11 protein-coding genes and 1 riboswitch are annotated in these 15,903 nt (G+C 44.3%); all 11 genes read right to left on the bottom strand.

Going from position 1 to position 15,903, the window contains the following annotated elements:
- Positions 1-20: 20 nt before the first annotated feature.
- Positions 21-4,148, bottom strand: a complete 4,128-nt coding sequence (locus V7D18_RS21705; RefSeq protein ID WP_426157436.1) for a DEAD/DEAH box helicase — start codon at positions 4,146-4,148, stop codon at positions 21-23.
- 54 nt (positions 4,149-4,202) lie between these two features.
- A complete protein-coding gene (locus tag V7D18_RS21700; protein ID WP_426157434.1) occupies positions 4,203-4,979 on the bottom strand; it encodes a 4Fe-4S binding protein in 777 nt (258 codons plus the stop codon).
- 190 nt (positions 4,980-5,169) lie between these two features.
- Positions 5,170-5,616 carry a staygreen family protein gene (locus V7D18_RS21695; protein ID WP_426157432.1) on the bottom strand — a complete coding sequence of 149 codons (447 nt, stop codon included), beginning with the start codon at positions 5,614-5,616 and terminating at the stop codon, positions 5,170-5,172.
- Positions 5,617-5,745: 129 nt separating this feature from the next.
- Positions 5,746-5,880 carry a hypothetical protein gene (locus V7D18_RS21690; protein ID WP_278321371.1) on the bottom strand — a complete coding sequence of 45 codons (135 nt, stop codon included), beginning with the start codon at positions 5,878-5,880 and terminating at the stop codon, positions 5,746-5,748.
- A gap of 69 nt (positions 5,881-5,949) precedes the next feature.
- Positions 5,950-6,459 carry a flavin reductase gene (locus V7D18_RS21685; protein ID WP_426157430.1) on the bottom strand — a complete coding sequence of 170 codons (510 nt, stop codon included), beginning with the start codon at positions 6,457-6,459 and terminating at the stop codon, positions 5,950-5,952.
- Between the two features lie 53 nt (positions 6,460-6,512).
- Positions 6,513-6,821 carry a glutaredoxin-related protein gene (locus V7D18_RS21680; RefSeq protein WP_426157428.1) on the bottom strand — a complete coding sequence of 103 codons (309 nt, stop codon included), beginning with the start codon at positions 6,819-6,821 and terminating at the stop codon, positions 6,513-6,515.
- Between the two features lie 87 nt (positions 6,822-6,908).
- Complete coding sequence (gene mgtA, locus V7D18_RS21675; protein ID WP_426157512.1) at positions 6,909-9,602, bottom strand: magnesium-translocating P-type ATPase; 2,694 nt, start codon at positions 9,600-9,602, stop codon at positions 6,909-6,911.
- A 20-nt stretch (positions 9,603-9,622) separates the two neighbouring features.
- Positions 9,623-9,778 carry a hypothetical protein gene (locus tag V7D18_RS21670; RefSeq protein ID WP_426157427.1) on the bottom strand — a complete coding sequence of 52 codons (156 nt, stop codon included), beginning with the start codon at positions 9,776-9,778 and terminating at the stop codon, positions 9,623-9,625.
- A 310-nt stretch (positions 9,779-10,088) separates the two neighbouring features.
- Positions 10,089-10,248: riboswitch (M-box (ykoK) riboswitch) on the bottom strand.
- Positions 10,249-10,295: 47 nt separating this feature from the next.
- Positions 10,296-12,125, bottom strand: coding sequence for a glycoside hydrolase family 36 protein (locus tag V7D18_RS21665; protein WP_426157426.1), 1,830 nt, complete (start codon positions 12,123-12,125; stop codon positions 10,296-10,298).
- Between the two features lie 36 nt (positions 12,126-12,161).
- Positions 12,162-14,468, bottom strand: coding sequence for a glycosyl hydrolase family 95 catalytic domain-containing protein (locus V7D18_RS21660; protein ID WP_426157424.1), 2,307 nt, complete (start codon positions 14,466-14,468; stop codon positions 12,162-12,164).
- 16 nt (positions 14,469-14,484) lie between these two features.
- Positions 14,485-15,900 (bottom strand): family 43 glycosylhydrolase, encoded by a 1,416-nt coding sequence (locus V7D18_RS21655; RefSeq protein ID WP_426157422.1) that lies wholly within the window; start codon positions 15,898-15,900, stop codon positions 14,485-14,487.
- Positions 15,901-15,903 lie beyond the last annotated feature (3 nt).

Below are 15,903 nucleotides of genomic sequence, written 5' to 3'. Positions count from 1 at the left end.
CCCTCATGATTTCCATGTCTCTAAAGGCAGTACAGTACATAATCCTGAAGCTCACGGCGAAATCCGGCAGTACGAAGAAGGCTTTCCGCTTCTTTTGAATATTCCTTTATGACAATTCTGTTACGGGAAGGAAATATCCTGTGTGCCATAAATTCCCTGACGAACTCCGCAAGCACCTCTCCGGCACAATCCATATCAAATATCCGAAGAACCCTGCCCTGGCGTTCAAAAACTGCTGCCGGGGTTCCTGCTCTTAAAGCAACCGCCGTTCCCTGTACATTTAAAAATGTTTTTCCTTCCTGATGATGCAGCACTTTTCCCCAAAGCTGGGCCGGATCAGCTCCATTTAGCCAGACCACTTCTTCTCTGGGACTTAAAAGGCTTACCATGGTCCCCGCATAGTCTTTATCCCGGATAAACTGAATACCGGACAGGCCTTCGATAAAATATCCCCTGCGCACTCTGCCTGTATATTCCCAGATCCGCAGTGTCTCCAGTGCTGCACTCCATGTCATTCCTTTTATTGTCTCCCTGCAGACTATGACTGCTTTATCAAAGTTACGGTCAAGCATCTGTTCAACTGTAAAGTCCTTAAGCGGGCGGATGACTTCCCATCTGCCGGTTAACAGAATCTTTGTCCTTGCGTTTACCCGCTGGCGTACTGTCCCCTTATTTAATTTATCCCTGCTCATAAGCTGCCTGACCGGAATCAGACTGTCTGCGCTTACAAGCCCCTTTTCTGCCAGTGAAAAAAGAGCTTCATAAGGCGACTTTCCCATGATTTCTTCCAGTCTCTGCATGAAGCTTGCACCGTGTTTTAACAAGGCACCGTACACGGCTTTCTCCTCTCCTTCCAGCAGTTCACAGACTTCTGATAAATCTGCAGTCCAGTCAATGTCTGCAGTCTGATGAACGGTAAGACAGAAACCCGCCCCCAGCTGCCAGAACACGTTTCCTGCTGCCAAAAGAGAATCCATGAGTTCCGGGCGATAGTTGTTAACCCGTGCAGGTAAAAGTACAGTCTCCCACAATTGCGCCTGAAAGGGCTGATCCGAAAGCCCGTATACCGCTGCTTCCAGCTGTTCGAAAGGAGATGCAGATATGCGCAGGCGCATTGCCATAAGGGCAGCATACCGTTCTGGGGGAAGCGTAGTAATCTGCTTCCTCCTGCTTTTTATCGTTTCATTTCTCGCCCTGTCATAAAGCTCAGAGTGATAATAAACGCCATCCTTAAGGATCACCTTCCCCTGGTCACACAAAGCAGATAAAATACCAAGCGTCTTCTCATCTGTCCATAAATACCGCTCTGCCACTTCTTCCAGAGATTTTGCTCCCCGATATCTCAAAAGTCTCTGGACAACTCGTTTCCCAGCGTTCTTCTGCCCCTTAACCAGGGCATTCTCATAATCATTTTCATGTTCTGCTGCAATCCATAAACCAGGCTCTACGTAAAGCGCTCTTCCCCCCGACGCCAGGGATTCCAGCCATTCAATGGGAATCTCAAGTTCTCCTGCTTCTAAATCCCCCTCTATCATAAGAAGAGTATGAAGCTGTATTTCATCTTCCGGAAGATGCAGCCTCCGGGAAACACGGGCCAGATGTTCCGGTTCCGGCGTGATTCCTGCTGCCTCATGAAGCGCCTCCTTTGCAGCCTCATGGATGTTCTGAGGCGTTGGAGAATAATCATACATCATGGAAGCTTCTGTCTGACGCCTTAATGGCAATGACATGGGGGAAGGTGTTTCTAAATACATCTCCTTTATCTGAATTTTTCCCGATTGTATTTCATATAAAATGGTTTCCAATCCTTTTAAATCCCAGAAGTCTTCCAGACATTCCCGTTTTGTTTCCTTCAGTATGGGATGGTTTTCCTGTTTTACCAGAAAAGAAAGCATCTGGGCACTTTTCATTCTCTGTATCCAGAGAGGCTGCCGCTTCTGATTCCTCACTCCCATCATCAGCGCCCTGGCAGTATTGTAATGAAAATTCATGTTAAATAAGGGCGTTTCCGGAAGTAAGGCAGCCACAATCTGACCTGCCTTTTGAGGAGATATTTCATAAATAAGACCATCCGGCAACGGCTTTCCATCATAAGGAAACAGCAAAATACCATCGTCATCTGCCACACAGTTTATGGTGGTTTCCACATGATGCTTTGCAGCTTCTGTCATAAGAAGGGACAGGGGTTCGTTGACCTGGCGTCCGAATACAGAATGAACCATCATCTGATGATTGCTGTTTTCATCCATAAAGTGTTCCACCACAATGGTTCTGTCATCAGGAAGAATCCCCGTGCTTTTTTGCTGGCTGAGCAGATAATCCAGAGCACGTTCCGAAGTCTGTTCATCTAATCCCAGTTTTTTAAGTTCTGTCAAAATGGCTTTCCCGCTTCCGGCCTGATTGAATCTGCGCAAAATTTCTCCGAACACCAGTCCTGTTCTCATCCTGCGCCCCTTGATGTCTCCATGCCAGAAAGGAAGCCTGGCGCCGGAAGGACTTGCCGGAGACACAATCACTGTATCCCGCATTATATTGACGATCTGCCACGCAAATGTTCCAAGTAGAAACCGGTCCCCGATTCTTGTTTCAAAGACAAATTCTTCATCAAGCTCTCCCAGTCTGACTCCAGATTCCGACCGGACTGTATAAAGACCTCTGTCGGGTATGGTTCCCCCGGCACTGACCGCCAGCATACGGCTGTAGGCATCCCCGCTCACCCGGTCATGAATCCTGTCGTAAATAATACGGGGTCTCACCGGAATATCCCTTTCATGCTCATAGTCACCTGCCAGCATCCGAAGAACATCTCTTACCTCCTCTGCAGTTACCTCATAAAACGGATACGCTCCGGATAGAATATCCATCACATCCTCCACGCCATATTCCTGGGTACACGCCATGGAAACAAGATGCTGTGCAAGAACATCCAGGCATAGCCTGGGCGGGCTGGCGTATTCAATTTTACCGTTTCTGGCTGCCTCTGCAGTAAATCCGCAGAACAATCCTTCCGCAGCCTCTCTGGGAAACATATACATGACACTGACGCGGCCGGGATTGTGCCCTGCCCGCCCCAGGCGCTGCATGGTACTGGAAACAGAACGCGGGCATCCGATCTGGAATACCTGTTCAATCTCCCCCACATCAATGCCAAGTTCCATGGACGAGGTGGTACAGAGAAGCTTTAAAAAGCCATTACGAAGTGCCTGTTCCACTTCAAACCGCTGCTCCTTTGATAAGCTCCCATGATGGGTGCGGGCAAAACCATCTCCGCCTGATTCGTTAATGAAATGGGCGAGCTTTTCTGCATATGCCCGTCCTTCCACAAATGCCAGTGAACTGCCTGATCCGCCTATATAAGAATATACCGTCTTTGCAATGTCCTTCCAGACTGAATCCTTCCCCTGGATGCTGCCGTCTGAAAAAGGACTTTTTACTTCAATCCGTATCTCCTTATTCATTTTGGGCGCAACAATGGAAACCTCCCCCGGCGCCAGGTACTTCGCCGCAAGATCAAGAGGTTCAATGGTAGCGGATAACCCGATACGCTGCAAAGGCTTTTTGCAGAGCCTGTCCAGTCTGGCCGCAGAAAGCATTAAATGGGCTCCCCTCTTGGTATCAATCATCACATGCAGCTCATCAATGATCAGCGCTTTTGCAGTCCTTAAGATTTTCTGTCCCGATTTACTGGTCAGCATCAGATATAAGGATTCCGGAGTAGTTATGAGAATATGGGGAGGCTTTTTAATCATCTGGTTCCGCTCTTTTTGTGTGGTATCACCGGTCCGGATTCCCACGGTCAGCTCCTGTCCGTTAAAATTCCCTGATTTTTTTCTCTCCTCCACAATTCCTTCCATAGGCCGCCGGAGATTCTCCCTGATATCACCAGCCAGAGATTTTAACGGAGAAATATAAATCAGCTGCAGCTCCTGATTTAACTGTCCTCTTAAAGCTTCCTCCAAAAGCCTGTCAAGAAATATCAAAAAGGCCGTCAGTGTCTTACCAGTTCCGGTAGGCGCTGAAACAAGGGTGTGTCTGCCCGATGCGATTTCAGGCCAGGCCTGTTTCTGAACCAGGGTAGGTGTACCGAGCGCACCTTCAAACCAGTGTCTGGTATCTGTTTGAAAAAGTTCCATGGGATGATCTGACATAGACGCCTCCGTTTTTTTGAATATTTCACCGCTGATCTTATTTTGCCCGCTGATTTATATGAACCATTCCGGCTCACATCTGATTTGACTGCAATTTTCTACAAGCCATTCCGTTATTTTATTAAAAGCTTCATGATGAAACGATTTCGCTTTTTGGGGACAGCGTTTCACACAGCTGCTGCAGCGAATGCATTTCGTTGGATCTGTTTTTTTCGCATCACTGAAACTGATCGCTTCCATCGGACAGTATTTTGCACAAATCCCACACTGTATGCAGCTTTCAGATGTATCAGGTGCCATTGGTACGGCTGCTTTTCTTTCTTTATACGGAAAATCTCCTTTGACGGTTACTTTACCGGTTATTATTCCCTTCATTTTTTCGGCAATTTCTCTGCCGAATTTTTCTGCTGTTTCAATATCCTGGACATCCGGTCTTCCACCTGCGACCTTCTTCGTATTTGAGTGTTCCCCTATAAATGCTCCTGCTGCGATTCCCGCAAAACCATTTTCTTCAAATGTATTCTTTAATTCCAAAAGAGCATCTTCAAAAGCCCGGTTTCCATAGACTGCCACAAAGACTGCCTGCGTATCCTCACCCTTTATGTTTTCAAATACAGGCGTCAAAAAACCGGGTATCCTTCCACCATATACGGGAACCCCCACAAGGACGATCTCATCCCTCTTAAAAGCATAATTCTGTCTGCGGGCCTGGGGATCCGTCAGATTAACTGTCTGAACACAATTAATATCCATTCCTTTTGCTATAGCATTTACAATTTTTTCAGTTGTATCAGTCGGACTAAAATACATTATTGTTAATTTTCTATCCATCACTTTTCCTCCGCATTTCACTCCCTTATTTTACTATCCAGAATAAGGGGTAACCCTGTATCACATATACTTTACTATACCACATCGTTTTTATTTATCCAATGTCTTTCATTCGTAAAACAGAGTGAAAGCCCCGGAAATATAATTTCTGAGGCTTTTTACCCGGTTGGCGAAACATCACAGCAGATTTTTACTTATATATACCAATAACTCCAAAATCATATGTTTTGTTATATTCAGGATTGTCTGAGATAAATTGAATAAATACAGGTGTATTGTCCAGATCGGGTTCTTTGTCAAACAAAAATCTGTCAGCCTGGCGTAATGCCTGAAGTGCTGTAGGCATTTCGTTATAGAAAATCTTATTTCGTACAGATGCATCTCCGGTTATACCATTACCATCAACAATCACGGAGCCAATTAAAGCAATTCCTTCTTTATATAATTCCCAGGAAATTCTAACCTCGTCACGCATTTTTGTGATTTGATCATACGCATAATCGGGGGCTACAAACGCAAATAGTTCTGCGGTTATATCTGAATGTGTAATAGTATAAAATCTGCCCATAACAGGCCCATATGGTTCCATTGTATCCCGATATTGCACAAATACTTTTTGGGAATTAAGCTCTTTCACTTTTTAAACCTCTTATACGTTTCTTAAGATTAAACTACGGTATAATGTATGCTTAACATATATATTTGTGATAAATTTGACGTACACCAAAGCGAAAGCCCCAGAGATGTGATCTCCGGGGCTAAACGTCTAAACATCATTATGCTTAATGGACTTACGCTTTGCATTTTTATTCTTATTCTGATTCTCTCTTGTTATAGGCGTCTGACCATTGCATTTTTCCATTCTGGCTTCCTTATTATCTGGTTGACTGTCTTTTGGCATAAACAGGCTCCTTTCATTTTTTATTTATAATGTGTCATTTTCGGAATCCTATGTATGCCCGCCAGTCATTTATCTGCTCAGTATCTTTGTGATGCCTCCAATATACAGATGGTGATAATCTTTATCTGCATAAAATTTGCTGTCGATTTCAGGAATTACAAAATCCTCCGGCTTCATGTCTGTTACAAACAGTTTCTCACAGATTAAAACTTTGGAAGCTTCATCAATAAACGGTACACCGTCTTCATGGTTCACCGTCACCCCAGCCTTTTTTATCTTATCTTCGTCTCTTCCCGATACGCTTCCTAAATATCCCAGTTCTTTTGCATACGCCTTATGATCCAGAAAGGAGAGAGAAAAACAGTCTGCACCATCTACGAATTCTTTTGTAAAACGGCTCTTCCTGATCACTGCATAGGCAACACTCCTGCCCCACAAAATCCCCAGTCCGCCCCAGGAAGCAGTCATCGTATTTGCCTTCCCGTCTTTTTCAGCAGTAATCAGCATCCACTCATCCCCGATTAACTGAAATGGATTGTAATCGAATTCTTTTGAAGTAATGGTTTGAAACGTATTCATAAATTACCTCCTGATTTAATTGTTACCTGATACAGGGTATGAAAAACCGCTTATCAGCACCCTTTGCCGTCAATGGAGCAGGCATTTTGTACCGGCCGGGACTTGATCTCATCCATAAAATCAGCCATATCAAAGGTCTGAGTCCCATCTTCCAGAATAAACAGAGGGATTCCGATTTTACCCTCTTCAATAATCGGTTTAAACACCTCATCATGATCCCGATGGCGAAGAAACTCTTTCAATGTTGCAGTATTTTCTGTAATACTTCTGTAGTCCAGTTCAACAGCAGTAAGGTTTCCCAGCTGGGCTTTTGCTGCTGCACATTCCGAACAGATTTCTGTCCCATACATAATAATTTTCATTTGGATCTTCCTTTCTTTATTCGGGCTCCCATGAAAGCCTTTGATTAGACCAGTATATCATATAATCCGGTTTATTTTCTAATTTTTTTACAGTAATTCTCCGTAACGTTTTATATAAATTGTTTTTAAAACAGTTGCGACCACCATATAGCAGACTACAATCAGTGCAAGCCATGCAAAATATACACCAGGCAGCCTTGCCAGCTTTAACGCCTGCGCCGCTGGAGTGAACGGAATCATGGTAAGAACTGCAATCCCTGCAAAAGTAAGACATACCACCTGTCTGGAAGCCCAGCTCTGAATAAATGGTATCCTGGGTGTTCTGATCATATGGATGACCAGTGTCTGGCTCCACATGGATTCAATAAACCAGCCGGCCTGAAACGTTGCGATATAGAGAGCCTGAACTGCCGGATCTGAAATCTGATGAAACAGCAGCCCTCCGCACACTGCCGGGCATATGATAAAATACATCAGTAAATAAGTGGTTATGTCAAAAACGGAGCTGGCAGGCCCAATCCAGACCATGAACCGTCCAACAGAAGACGCGTCCCACTTTCTTGGCTTTAATAAATATTCCTTATCCACATTATCCCACGGAATGGCTGTACAGGAAATATCGTAAATCAGATTCAATAAGATTAAATGAATCGATGCCATGGGAAGAAAGGGAAGGAATGCGCTGGCTGCCAGTACGGAAAACATATTTCCAAAGTTGGAGGATGCCGTCATCTTAATATATTTTATCATATTGGCATAGGTTTTCCTGCCTTCTATAATTCCCGATTCCAGCACCATTAAATCCTTGTCAAGAAGAATTACATCTGCCGACTCTTTTGCAATATCCACCGCGGTATCAACCGAAATCCCCACATCTGAAGCCTTCATGGCAGAAGCATCATTGATTCCATCCCCCATATAACCTACTATATGACCGTTGTCTCTGAGAACTCTCACCACTCTGGCTTTCTGGGATGGAGACAATTTAGCAAATACTGTAATGCTCTCCGCTTTTTCTGCCAGCTCCCTGTCATTAAGCTCATCAATCCCGGATCCCAGAAGTAGCTCATTTACCGGAAGCCCAACCTGTCTGCAGATACAGCAGGTTACCTTTTCATTATCTCCGGTCAGTATTTTAACGTCTACACCATACTCAGAAAGTGCCTTAACTGCCTGGGCGGTTGTCTCTTTAGGCGGATCTAAAAAAGCCAGGTATCCGATCAGTACCATATCCGTCTCATCCGAAACAGAAAACTGGCCTTCCGGTGCGGGATTTGTCTTATGGGCTACGGCAATCACTCGCATTCCATCTGCATTGAGCTCATTTGATTTGGATAAAATAAATTCCCGTATCTCTTCTGTAAGCGGCTCAACATTTCCATTGTATTCTGCAAAGGAGCAGCATTTGAGCATTTCTTCCACGGCTCCCTTTGTTATCATCTGGGTCTTTCCGCTGGCATCGGATACTACTACGCTCATGCGGCGGCGGTTAAAATCAAAGGGGATCTCATCCACCTTCGTGTATGCAGTTTCAAGATGACTCTGTTCAAGCTCCCGGTTCTTTGAAATGATTGCCAGATCAATGAGATTTTTAAGCCCTGTCTGATAATAGCTGTTTAAAAATGCATGGCGGAGAACTCTGTCATCTTCATTTCCGTGGATATCAAGATGATATTCCAAAACCACCTTATCCTGAGTAAGCGTTCCAGTTTTATCCGTGCAAAGGATATCAATGGAACCTAAATTCTGTATTGCGTTGAGGTTTTTAATAATTACCTTTTTTCTGCTCATGGCAACTGCTCCCCGTGCAAGAGAGGTGGTTACAATCATGGGCAGCATCTCAGGGGTGAGCCCTACTGCTATGGAAATGGCAAAGAGCGTTGCATCCAGCCAGTCACCTTTGGTAAATCCATTGATAAAAAGTACAACGGGCACCATAATCAGCATAAAACGGATCAGTACCCAAGAGACAGAATTCACTCCCCGCTCAAAACCTGTCATGGGCGGTTTTACCGTCAGATCCTTCGCAACCGTTCCTAACACCGTATCATTTCCAACCGCAGCTGCAACCGCTATTGCGCTTCCGCTGATGACATTGGTACCCATAAAAGCCAGATCAGTCATCTCAGTGAGCACATTTGTGTCAGAATCGTTCCATGCCAGCTTCTCTACCGGTTCACTTTCCCCGGTCAGTGCGGACTGACTGATAAATAAATCCCTGGAACTGAGAATCCGTACATCCGCAGGTACCATATCTCCTGCTGAGAGATGGATTATATCCCCCACAACGACATCCTCTAAGGGAATCTCCCGGCTTCCGGCTTCCTTTCGCTCCACACAGGTGGTTGTGTGAATCATCTGGGAAAGTCTGGCTGCCGCATTGCCGCTTCTTGTTTCCTGAACAAAGCGCAGAATTCCGGATATCATAACCATGGCAGTTATAATAATAACTGTAGTATAGCTTTTGTTCCCAGGTTCTGCATAAATAATATCTGTAAATACAGAGACAACTGTCAGGAGGAAAAGAATTGACGTAAACGGATTGACAAATGCAGCCCAGATCCTTTTCCATACAGAATCCTTCTTCCCATGCGTAATTACATTGTTTCCAAAGCTTTCCCTTGATTTCTCCGCCATTTCTTCTGTAAGTCCGTCCTCAAAGGTGCCTAATGCATTCAGTACCTGCTCTTTTTTCCCATTTGCTGCCTGGGTCAGTCTTTGTTTTGTTTCATTGTGCCGGGAACGATCTGCTAAAATCCTTCCTTTTATTTTGCTGTTCATAAAAATCTTCTTCATGGTTTCTACCTCCATAATTGTATTTTGTCATTTCCAAAATTATGGGCGGTCATGAGAAGCGTATCTGATTCAGGAGTCTGGAGCAGACAAGTGTATGTCTCCATCCAAATCGCTCCTGCTGCTGCGCTTCCCGGGGGCCGCGCCGCTGCTTCCGTCTGCATCCATTCTCCTCACCTCACCTTCAAAATTATAATATCTATCATAAAGCCCGCTATGGAATTTACCAAAAATGGGCACAAAAAAACCACCGTCACCAAAAACTGTGTTTTTGAGAACGATGGCGGCAATAAACGGCTGAACAGCACAACTAAGCAACAGGCAAAGGATGCCTGTCACCGGACTCATATACTGCCATCATTCTTTTCAAACAACTGTGATAATTACCACTATCCAAGACAGTCACATCCTTTCCTCATAAAATAAAAAATTCCCGTATATCCGGAAAGAATATACGAGAATGTAATTACATTATCTTATATTTTCGTATGAGTTTTAGCTTTACAGGGCAATGTAACTGTGTTATGCTGCACCTTAATCTCGATGCAGCCTGTTCAAACCATCTCATTGTGTCTCCACAACTCTGCGGCAACAGCCCGTATCCCTGTAGTAGCCTCACCTACCGAATATTCGTCTTTATACTAGTTCAATTTTTTACGTTTGTCAACCCCTTAAATGAATTTATCCTATCAGCCAGGCCTTGGCAGTAAAATCACCATCTATAACCCCATATTCTTTTATAATTTTTTTATTCTGCAGGAAATCAAGGCTGATTTCTTTGGAATTCTCAAATCTATGGGCAATCACTAACTGTTTATTGCAAAATTCCCGGATAACAAGCTGCTCTCCCTGGGGATTATTATAGCTTTTCGTACTGTTCTCATATTTTATTGTTATTCCGTATTTTATGATATCAGCTGCTTCTTTATAAAATTCCATTCCCGCCTCAATGACTTCCCACTGTTCTCCGGTCAGATCATAAATATCACCACTTAAGCACATTCTTCCCAAAAAAGTACTGATAATGGAATAGTAGATTCTGTTATTGCTGTCACCGCTGCGCATAACTGCCCAAATCTGACTTTGGGACGGTTTTATTACTCTATGCATATTTGCCGCAATAATCGGTATGGCCGTGGTTTCATGGGCATCGGAAAAGCTTGCCTGGGATACCAGTTCCATCATGGATGGCTCCAGCCTGTGTCCTCCGCTGGAACAGTTTTCAATTACAATATCCGGTATCTCCCTTTTGATTTTTTTGAAAAATTCCTGGGTTGCCCTGACTCTCTGCCTTAAGCCTTCCCCAAGACTTTCGGCCCCGTCACAGCCAATGCCGATGGTATCGTTATAATCAATTTTAACATAGCCAAATCCGCATTCTTTCAGGGTTTTTATAACCGCATGATTTAAATACTCCATAACCCATGGATCGGACATATCCCAAAAGCGTTTATCGCCCACAGTAAGAACTACACCATCTTTTTTCAGCAAATGTTCCGTATTGTTCCAGTGTTTTGACAGTCTGCCCACGGATTCTGGTTCAAACCAGAGACCGGGTATCATCCCGCATTCTCTGATATAATCCGCAGCTTTTTTTAAGCCGTCCGGGAACTTTTCATAATTGACATCCCAGTCCCCGATGCTGGCCCACCAGCCCTCATTTTTACCATACCAGCCGGAATCAATTACAAGATACTTAACCGCCTTGTCCTTTAACTTATTACAGATTTTACTGATGTTTTCAAGGTTTGGATTCCCCCAGGTAGTACAATATTCATTAAACATGATGCCCATATCCTGATCCAGTTCTGATACCTCAGGCTTTTGTGCCTTCACCAGTTTATCACACACCTCATAGAGAGAACTTCCCCTGGCAATGACCGCTTTGGGGGCAGTAAAGGTTTCCCCCGGTGCAATATTCTTAAACCAGTGTCCAAAGTCCCTGTCTGCAATACCACCGACCAGTGACAGAGTTTCATCCTCCTTGCACAGGATCTCAATCTGCCAGGAGAATGGAGTATATAACTGAACCGCCGTAAACTCATGGGTTTCACTGTTTTCCAACGCGATAAAAGGAAAATACTTCCGCACCGGCATAGATCCTAAATTGCCAAACTTCTCAACCCGCATACCACATCTGTTCCAGGAGGGTTCTAAGTGCAGTTCCTCAATTGTTTCTGTCCTGAGTTTTCCTTCCGCACTCCAAAAGGATTGCAGTCTGTGGATTTTATCCGCTTTTATTCCCTTAAGAGCAAAAGATGAGAGCATTTCTAAAGTTGTACTTTCAGTACCTTTGTTCTCAAATATAGTGGTGACCTCAACGGTATCGTTATTCTTAACCATATCCAGTGTTACATACTGACTGGTACTGTTTTTATAAACAATTGTGTCATCCTTTTTAAGAATTCTTTCAAGTCCTCTTGTGGATTCACCTCCGCATAAGGTCAAACCATTGGAAAACCCTCCGCTATGGGCATCTTTTCTTAGTTTCAATTCTACATAGTATTCCATTGCCAATCTCTCCTGCATCATAAGAATAAGCCAGCTTTATACTAAAAGCTGTATTTCATAAACGCCCTCACCGTAACAGACCACCTTCTGCCCTTCATAAGAAATGTTTACCTTTTGCTCTGAAATGATCTTTGTAATACTGTCAGGCTTTATAAAACAGCACCTTCCACCTTTTTCTGCAAGAATACTGCCGGAAATAACCTGTTCGTCCTTCCAGGTAAAGGAAACTGTTAAGGCACCTTTGGCTTTTAGTCCGCTTATATGTCCGCAGTCCCAGGTTTTCGGCAGTGCGGGTAGAAACGTAAGTTCACCGTTTATGCATTGCAGCAGCATTTCCGTAATTCCTGCCGTCCCGCCAAAATTTCCGTCAATTTGAAACGGAGGATGGCAGTCAAAAAGATTGGGATAGGTTGATTTTGTCAGCAGATCCCTGATATTCTCTCCTGCTTTTTCACCGTCCCTGAGTCTGGCCCACATGGTAATAATCCAGGCTCTTGACCATCCGGTATGACCGCCTCCATTTTTAAGACGTCTTTCTAAGGTCACTCTTGCAGCCTCCATTAATTCCGGAGTTTTTTTATAAGTTATCTGCTCAGACGGATACAGCGCATATAGATGGGAGATATGACGGTGGCCAGGTTCCATTTCCTCATAGTCTTCCGCCCATTCCATTAACTGTCCGTATTTGCCCACAGACAGCTCCGGCAGATGCAGTAAAATTGTTTTTAACTTCTTTGTCAGTTCATCCTCGCAGTCAGTAATCTCTGCCCCTTTGATACAAGCCTCAAACAGGTCCCTGATAATCTCGGTATCCATGGATGGCCCGATACAAAGCTGCCCCTCCTGACCGCTTTGATGGAGATAGGTGTTTTCCGGTGATATGGAAGGTCCTGTCACCAGTTTCCCCTGATGGTTTTCAAAGAGGTACTCTGATATAAAAAGACTGGCTTCCTTTATCAAATCCATATTCTCTCTCAGAAATTCCTGATCCAGAGTATATTCATAATGATTCCAGATATGAATGCAAAGCCAGGCTGCTCCCATAGGCCAGATCGTAGACGGCATAACTGAATCCTGGGGAGCGCAGTCTCCAAACAAATCTGTGTTATGGTGGGCAACAAAACCGGACAGACCGTACATATCCCTTGCAACCTTCTGACCGGATGGAAGCATTCTGCGGATTAATTGGAACAGCGGAAGGTGGCATTCCGATAGATTGCAGCTTTCTGCCGGCCAGTAATTCATTTCCGTATTAATATTTATTGTATATTTACTGCCCCAGGCCGGATGCTCATTACGGTTCCAGATACCCTGTAAATTTGCCGGCTGTGACCCCGGTCTGCTGCTTGAAATCAACAAATATCTGCCAAACTGGTAATAATCTGCAATCAGCTCCAGATCCTGTTTTCCCTGCTGCATGGCTTTTAATCTTGCAGGAACCGTCCGTTCCGCTTTCACAGTATCCTGACCTAACGTAAGTTGAACACGATTAAAATAGCTTTGGTACTCCTTTATATGCTCGGACTTTACAAGCTCATAAGGCAGTTTCAGTACAGACTCCAGCTTTTCCCTGCACCAGCCGGCCGGATCTTCTTTATAGAAATCACTGCGGATTGACAGATAGATCGTAAAGGAATCTGCTTCTTTCACCCGGATCTGGTCTCTGTGAATCTCCACGATACCGCCTTCATTCTTAATTGCCGCCATTACGCAATAACAGCAGCCCCCTGCACCTTCCTTTACAGTCATGGACAGGATGTGTTGGGAGAGCTTTTCAATTTTTTCTACATTGCTGCGGAAAAATGTTAAGGTCAGGCAGCCATTTACCTTCTCTTCCTCTTTACTCTCCTGGTGGAGGGCAATTACCTGATGTACGGCACTTGCAAAATATTCTCTTTGGTACTGCCCCCCGCCAGTCTCATACTCCATTGTTACAATTGCCTGATTTAAGTCAAGGCATCTTATGTAATTCTTAAATTCCCCTTTTTCCTCATGGAACTCAAAAAAGATTTCACCGGCGGTACTGTAATTTCTCTGCTGGTCAGGAATCGGCATCATCGTATCACTGGCAAGTTTCTGAGCATCTGAAATCATGCCGTCTGACAATAACCGGCGAATCTTAAGATAATTGTCTTTCGCTTCCGGATTCACACGGTTTCTGCCCCCGTACCCATACCAGATGGTGTCCTCATTCAGCTGTAATTTATCAGTCTGAACTCCGCCAAAAACCATAGCTCCCATGTTTCCATTGCCAATGGGCGCCGCTTCATTCCAGATTTCTTCACTGTCAGGACTGTATCTTTGGTACGGAACCGGTCTGTCATATAGTAAACGATTCTTCATATGGATCTCCCCCAGACTAAATTAAAGTAAACGATTGTAAAGACGCACTGCCCTCTCCACGATATGTAATATAAATTGGCCAGATTCCATCCGGAATTGCAATGTCCGCCGTATATTCCTTCCATATATTGGTATAACCAACCGGAATATTTGCAAGTGCTGTTCCATCCCAGGAGGTTTTTATCTCAAACTGCCCCCTGCAGTATCCGCGTACTTTAATTATAACACTTTTCACTCCCTGACAGTCAAAATATTTAAATCCGGCGGTTGCCGTATCACACATATTCTGTATATAACCTGCTTCCTCATCCCCGTCTTTTCCCTCCTGTGTTATTTTGGGGAACCGGCTGTCCATCCACAGGCCTCCGAGAGGAGTATAAATTTCTTCGTCCTTACAGAAAAGATTGCAGGCTAAGTAAGCAGGATATTCTCCCCTTCCAGCCAATGGACCCCCATTCAATCCGCAGGAGGTCATCTCTGGCTGTATGATCGATCCATCTTCCCGGAACTCAATGGGTTCGGCACAGCCTTGCCTGCTGAAATTTGTTCCATCCGTATGGCGGTGGTAAAATATATACCACTGGTCTTTGATTTCAACTATACTTCCATGATTATTAGACCCATAATACATGGGTTTCCTGGCTGGTTTATAGGAATGAATGTGCATATCACAATTACTGCTTACGACTCCGCCGTATACAAAACCCTTTGTGGGATATTTGCTGGTTGCGTAGCATAATTCATGCATAACAATGGAGGAGTAAATAAAATAATAGGTATCTCCTCTTTTTCTCATAGACGGTGCCTCGAAAAATTCATGTTCCATAAAGGAGCTTCCTTCACTGAAGGGCTCGCTTGGGGCTATAAATACAGGTTCTTCCACAATGGTAAGCATATCAGGTCCAAGTACCGTAGCCATGGGACCACTTCTGGATCTGTCACCTACGCCGCAGAATCCGGTATATAAATAGGTTGTGCACCTTTCTGTAAGGACCCCTGGATCAAACTGGGGCTCGTCACCCTTTCTTTCTCCCAGACGTGTACCGTCAGCATAATGTACATAACCGTAAAATTCATATCTCCCTGCTGGTTCCTCACATACCGCAACGGATACGATGCTTACTTTATCCAGAACATAATAAAGATAATAACGTCCGTCAGGACCTACCGTAACATCCGGTGCATATAAACACATGCTGCCGTCCTTATTAAGTGGATCAGAGACCTTTGGGTAAATTACACCTTCATATCTCCAGTCACCCAGATCGTCTACCGGCGCCGACCAGCATACATAATCATTTAGGCAATAAGCATTGCCTCTGAAACGGTCATGGGATCCATATACATAGATACGGTCTCCAAATACATAAGGTTCCCCGTCAGGTATATATTCCCATGACGGAAGATAGGGATTAAAGGCCTGTTTCTTCACAAA

The sequence above is a fragment of the Lacrimispora sp. 38-1 genome (assembly GCF_049890855.1).
Classification (GTDB): Bacteria; Bacillota; Clostridia; order Lachnospirales; family Lachnospiraceae; genus Lacrimispora.
This window is presented reverse-complemented; position numbering and strand designations above follow the sequence as displayed.

Bases quoted from the DNA above. Each gene is read 5' to 3' on its own strand.
- V7D18_RS21705 (WP_426157436.1), bottom strand. From the start codon at position 4,148: ATGTCAGATCATCCCATGGAACTTTTTCAAACAGATACCAGACACTGG.
- V7D18_RS21700 (WP_426157434.1), bottom strand. From the start codon at position 4,979: ATGGATAGAAAATTAACAATAATGTATTTTAGTCCGACTGATACAACT.
- V7D18_RS21690 (WP_278321371.1), bottom strand. From the start codon at position 5,880: ATGCCAAAAGACAGTCAACCAGATAATAAGGAAGCCAGAATGGAAAAA.
- V7D18_RS21685 (WP_426157430.1), bottom strand. From the start codon at position 6,459: ATGAATACGTTTCAAACCATTACTTCAAAAGAATTCGATTACAATCCA.
- V7D18_RS21680 (WP_426157428.1), bottom strand. From the start codon at position 6,821: ATGAAAATTATTATGTATGGGACAGAAATCTGTTCGGAATGTGCAGCA.
- mgtA (WP_426157512.1), bottom strand. From the start codon at position 9,602: ATGAACAGCAAAATAAAAGGAAGGATTTTAGCAGATCGTTCCCGGCAC.
- V7D18_RS21670 (WP_426157427.1), bottom strand. From the start codon at position 9,778: ATGCAGACGGAAGCAGCGGCGCGGCCCCCGGGAAGCGCAGCAGCAGGA.
- V7D18_RS21665 (WP_426157426.1), bottom strand. From the start codon at position 12,125: ATGGAATACTATGTAGAATTGAAACTAAGAAAAGATGCCCATAGCGGA.
- V7D18_RS21660 (WP_426157424.1), bottom strand. From the start codon at position 14,468: ATGAAGAATCGTTTACTATATGACAGACCGGTTCCGTACCAAAGATAC.